We start from the raw sequence: 300 nt of genomic DNA, 5'->3' as shown, positions 1-300 counted from the left end.
CCACCGTCGAGGTCTTCAACATCCGCTACTTCGGATGCCGTCTACCCGAAAACCGAATTGGTTCTCAGGCTCTACGGCATCGCCGCGAGTCTGATTCAAATTTCAAACAGCGAAGGGGATGTGAGTTCGCGTTCTCGCGGCGCATTGCGTCCGAGCTTTGCTTCACTTTCCACCCTCTCATCGAGCAGAGGGCGCAGGGAAAGCCGGGTGCCGGTTGCACCTATGGGCCCCGTGCAACAAAAAGCACGGGGGTAGGACCACAGGTTCAACCGAAGCATTCCGGCTTTCCCTGCGCGATGG

1 protein-coding gene is annotated in these 300 nt (G+C 58.3%); it reads left to right on the top strand.

All coding sequences use genetic code 11. The features are described from left to right. Positions 1-255 (top strand): hypothetical protein (locus ACZXDY_RS46670; protein ID WP_464350126.1); only part of this gene is annotated, 255 nt, incomplete at its 5' end. Positions 256-300 lie beyond the last annotated feature (45 nt).

Source organism: Bradyrhizobium sp. LeoB3, from assembly GCF_055456055.1.
The sequence above is the reverse complement of the archived record's forward strand: the minus strand, read 5'-3'. Positions and strand labels throughout refer to the sequence as shown.